This is a genomic window from Streptomyces sp. SID14478 (assembly GCF_010548525.1).
GTDB lineage: Bacteria > Actinomycetota > Actinomycetes > Streptomycetales > Streptomycetaceae > Streptomyces.
The window spans coordinates 1-4,809 of the sequence record NZ_JAAGMG010001197.1; the positions used below are offsets into that span (position 1 = coordinate 1).

General features: G+C 73.8%; 2 protein-coding genes, 1 pseudogene and 1 riboswitch. Of the genes and pseudogenes, 1 reads left to right on the forward strand and 2 read right to left on the reverse strand.

Translation table 11 applies throughout. The annotated features are described in order from the left end of the window. Positions 1 to 489, reverse strand: a pseudogene (locus G3I40_RS38230) (cobalamin biosynthesis protein CobG); the annotation flags it as partial. 54 nt (positions 490 to 543) lie between these two features. After that, a riboswitch (cobalamin riboswitch) is annotated at positions 544 to 691 on the forward strand. 33 nt (positions 692 to 724) lie between these two features. Here G3I40_RS38230 and cobN point away from each other — a divergent pair. Next, a complete protein-coding gene (gene cobN / locus G3I40_RS38235; RefSeq protein WP_164559422.1) occupies positions 725 to 4,339 on the forward strand; it encodes a cobaltochelatase subunit CobN in 3,615 nt (1,204 codons plus the stop codon). Between the two features lie 38 nt (positions 4,340 to 4,377). Here cobN and G3I40_RS38240 read toward each other — a convergent pair. Continuing rightward, positions 4,378 to 4,809 (reverse strand): polysaccharide lyase beta-sandwich domain-containing protein (locus tag G3I40_RS38240; protein WP_239092182.1); only part of this gene is annotated, 432 nt, incomplete at its 5' end.

Genomic DNA, 4,809 nt, shown 5'->3' on the forward strand with positions numbered 1-4,809 from the left:
AGGCCGCAAAGTGGCCACGTCCCCCCGCCCGTCGTCCAGGGCGAACAGGAACCGTCCGGACAGCTCCGGAGTGACGGAACTCGCACACAGGGCGTCGTCCAGCCCGGTCAGCCAGTCCCGCACGTCGACGTAACCGTGCCCGTCGAGCCCCGACATCGGCGACGCCACGACGTTGCGCACCCGCTCGTGCGCGGCCGAGGGCAGCAGGCCGGCCCCGCCGAGCACCGCCGCCAACTCCCCGCCGCACTCCCCCGACAGGCCGCGCACCTGCACGTTCCCCCGCGAGGTGAGGTGCAGCATGCCGTCGCCGAGCCGCCCGGCGACCTCGGCGAGGGCCCGCGCCTGCGTCACCGACACCACCCCGCCGGGTATCCGCACCCGCGCCAGGAACCCGTCGTCCGCCGCGTGCAGCCGCAGCGCCCCCGGGCAGGCGTCACCGCCGGACGAACCGGACGCACCGGGGCCGAGGGGCAGGGGGGAGGCGGGCATGCGACGGAGCATACCCATCGGCCTGTGACGGGCGTCCCGTGCCGGGCCTTGCCCCGGACCCGTACGATGAGCGGTGCCATAGACGGCGACAAGGGAGGAAGCCCGGTGCGAATCCGGCGCGGTCCCGCCACTGTGAGCCCCCGTTCCTGAACTCCGGAACAGGGGTGAGCCAGGAACTCCTGCCGTCCACTCGACCACCCGGGGCGCGGACACCCCGAGGAAGGCCAGACGACGCATGCCTCAGCAGCTCCTCCTCCTGTCCACTTCGGACACCGACCTGCTCAGTGCCCGCGCGGCGAACGCCACCTCCGACGCCCCGGTCACCTACCGCTTCGCCAACCCCTCCCGGCTGCCCCTCGACGACCTGGACGAGCTGCTCGCGGGCACCGCACTCGTCGTCGTACGCCTCCTCGGCGGCGTCCGCGCCTGGCAGGAGGGCATCGACCGGCTGCGCGCGGCCGGCGTCCCGCTGGTCGTCCTCACCGGTGAACAGGCCCCCGACGCCCAGCTGATGGCGGCCTCCACGGTGCCCGTCGGCATCGCCGCCGAGGCACACAAGTACCTGGCGCACGGCGGCCCGGCGAACCTGGCCCAGCTCGCCCGGTTCCTGTCCGACACGGTGCTGCTCACCGGCCACGGCTTCGATCTCCCGGCGCCCGCGCCGACCTGGGGCGCCCTGGAGCGCGCGGCGTCGGCCCACGAAGGCCCGACCGTCGCCGTGCTCTACTACCGCGCCCACCACATGAGCGGCAACACCGCCTTCGTGCACGCCCTGTGCGACGAGATCGAGCGTGCCGGGGCCCGCCCCCTGCCGCTCTACGTCGCCTCGCTGCGCGCCCCCGAACCGGAGCTGATCGACGCGCTGCGCCCCGCGGACGCGATCGTCACCACGGTCCTCGCGGCCGGCGGCACGCGCCCGGCACAGGCCTCGGCGGGCGGCGACGACGAGGCGTGGGACGCGGGCGCGCTCACCCACCTCGACGTGCCGATCCTGCAGGCGCTGTGCCTGACGTCCTCCCGCGCGGACTGGGCGGACAACGACGAGGGCGTCTCCCCGCTCGACGCCGCGAGCCAGATCGCGGTCCCGGAGTTCGACGGCCGCCTCATCACGGTCCCCTTCTCCTTCAAGGAGATCGACGAGGACGGGCTGCCCGCGTACGTGGCGGACCCCGAGCGCGCCGCCCGCGTCGCCGGGATCGCCGAGCGCCACGCCCGCCTGCGGCACATACCGGCCGCGGACAAGAAGCTGGCCCTCGTGCTGTCCGCGTACCCCACCAAGCACTCCCGCATCGGCAACGCGGTCGGCCTGGACACCCCCGCCTCCGCGATCGTCCTGCTGCGGCGGTTCCTCGACGAGGGCTACGACTTCGGCGACGCGGCCGAGATCCCGGGCCTCGCCTCCGGTGACGGCGACGAGCTGATCCGCGCGCTCATCGACGCGGGCGGCCACGACCAGGAGTGGCTGACGGAGGAACAGCTCGCGCGCAACCCCGTCCGTATCCCGGCCGCCGACTACAAGCGCTGGTACGTGACCCTGCCGCAGGAACTGCGCGAGCAGGTCGAGCGGCACTGGGGCCCGCCGCCCGGCGAGATGTTCCTCGACCGCTCCCGCAACCCGGAGGGCGACATCGTGCTCGCGGCGCTGCGCCGCGGCAACCTGCTCGTCCTCATCCAGCCGCCGCGCGGCTTCGGCGAGAACCCGATCGCGATCTACCACGACCCCGATCTGCCGCCGTCGCACCACTACTTGGCGGCGTACCGCTGGATCGCCGCGTCGGCGGACGACGGCGGCTTCGGCGCCGACGCCATGATCCACCTGGGCAAGCACGGCAACCTGGAGTGGCTGCCGGGCAAGAACGCGGGCCTGTCCGCCGCCTGCGCCCCCGACGCGGCCCTCGGCGACCTGCCGCTGATCTACCCGTTCCTGGTGAACGACCCGGGCGAGGGCACCCAGGCCAAGCGCCGCGTGCACGCCACGCTCATCGACCACCTGGTGCCGCCGATGGCCCGCGCCGACTCCTACGGCGACATCGCGCGCCTGGAGCAACTCCTCGACGAGCACGCCCAGATCGCGGCCATGGACCCGGCGAAGCTCCCGGCGATCCGCGCCCAGATCTGGACCCTCATCCAGGCGGCGAAGCTCGACCACGACCTGGGGGTCGAGGACCGCCCCGAGGACGAGGGCTTCGACGAGTTCATCATGCATCTCGACGGCTGGCTCTGTGAGATCAAGGACGTCCAGATCCGCGACGGTCTGCACGTCCTCGGCCAGGCCCCGGCCGGTGCCGACCGCGTCAACCTCGTCCTGGCGATCCTGCGCGCCCGCCAGATCTGGGGCGGTACGCAGGCGCTCCCCGGGCTGCGCGAGGCGCTCGGCCTGGACGAGTCGAAGGCGACGCGCACGGCGGCCGACGAGGCGGAGGAGACGGCCCGCGCACTGGTCGAGGCGATGGAGGCGGCGCACTGGGACCCGGCGTCCCTGCCCACCGACGTCTCGGACCAGGTCCGCGCGATCCTCGACTTCGCGGCCCGCGAGGTGGTCCCGCGCCTGGACGCCACCACGGCCGAACTCGACCATTCCGTACGGGCGTTGGAGGGCCGCTTCGTGCCCGCGGGCCCCTCCGGCTCCCCGCTGCGCGGCCTGGTCAACGTCCTGCCGACCGGCCGCAACTTCTACTCGGTCGACCCGAAGGCGGTGCCGTCCCGGCTCGCCTGGGAGACCGGCCAGGCGCTCGCCGAGTCCCTCCTCGACCGCTACAAGGCCGACAACGACGGCGCGTACCCCACCTCCGTCGGCCTGTCCCTGTGGGGCACGAGCGCCATGCGCACCGCGGGCGACGACGTCGCCGAGGCGCTGGCCCTGCTCGGCGTCCGCCCGGTCTGGGACGACGCCTCGCGCCGCGTGACGGGCCTGGAGCCGATCCCGTACGCCGAACTGAACCGCCCCCGCATCGACGTCACGCTACGCATCTCCGGCTTCTTCCGCGACGCGTTCCCGCACACGATCGGCCTGCTCGACGACGCGGTGCGCCTCGCGGCCTCCCTCGACGAACCGGCGGAGCACAACCACGTACGGGCCCACGTGCAGGCGGACGTCGCGGACCACGGCGACGAGCGCCGCGCCACCACCCGCATCTTCGGCTCCCGCCCGGGCACGTACGGCGCGGGCCTGCTCCAGCTGATCGACTCCAAGGACTGGCGCACGGACGCGGACCTCGCCGAGGTCTACACGGTGTGGGGCGGCTACGCGTACGGGCGCGGCCTCGACGGATGCGCGGCCCGCGGCGAGATGGAGACGGCGTACAGGCGGATCGCGGTGGCGGCCAAGAACACGGACACCCGCGAGCACGACATCGCCGACTCGGACGACTACTTCCAGTACCACGGCGGCATGGTGGCGACGGTCCGCGCGCTGCGCGGCTCGGCGCCGGAGGCGTACATCGGCGACTCGACCCGCCCGGAGACGGTCCGCACGCGCACGCTGGTCGAAGAGACGTCGAGGGTCTTCCGCGCCCGCGTGGTGAACCCCAAGTGGATCGAGGCGATGCGCCGCCACGGCTACAAGGGCGCCTTCGAACTCGCCGCCACGGTCGACTACCTCTTCGGCTACGACGCCACGACCGGCGTGATCGCCGACTGGATGTACGACAAGCTCACGCAGACGTACGTCCTCGACGAGACGAACCGGCAGTTCCTCTCCGAGGCCAACCCCTGGGCGCTGCACGGCATCGCCGAACGCCTCCTGGAGGCCGAGTCCCGCGGCATGTGGGAGAAGCCGGACCCGCAGACGCTGGAAGCCCTGCGCCAGGTGTACCTGGAGACGGAAGGCGACCTGGAGGCCGACGAGTAGGGACGGCCCTCCCGTCCGGCGGCCGCGCGCGGCGCCACCTACCGCAAGGTCACGCCGAGGCTCCGCCCGTACGCGTGGTGCGTGTCCACGTCGAGCCGGGTGCCGCCCGGCACCCGGCGCACCCGCACCGCGTCGTCGCCGCGGACCTTGCGCAGCCCCCGCCCGCGGAGCACCACGGTCACCGTGTCGCGTTCGGTCGTCGGGTCCGAGACGGCGACCGTGACCTCCTCGCGGCGCCGCACCAGCACCGACGCCGCGCCCTCGACGGTGAGGCCCGCCGTGTGGTGCGTCCCCGCGGTGAAGGTGTTCGCCGCGGTCAGGCCGAGCCCGTCGTGGCGTACGGCCTGGAGGCGGGTGGTGTTGGCGAGGACGTGCGCGCCGTGGTGGCGGCGCACCGCGGCGCCGGTCGCGTTCGGCAGCAACGCGTAGGCGAACGACGCCGGCCGGCGGCCCCGCGGGTGGTCCAGCGT

Coding starts and splice junctions, on each gene's coding strand:
- cobN (WP_164559422.1), top strand. CDS start 725: ATGCCTCAGCAGCTCCTCCTCCTGTCCACTTCGGACACCGACCTGCTC.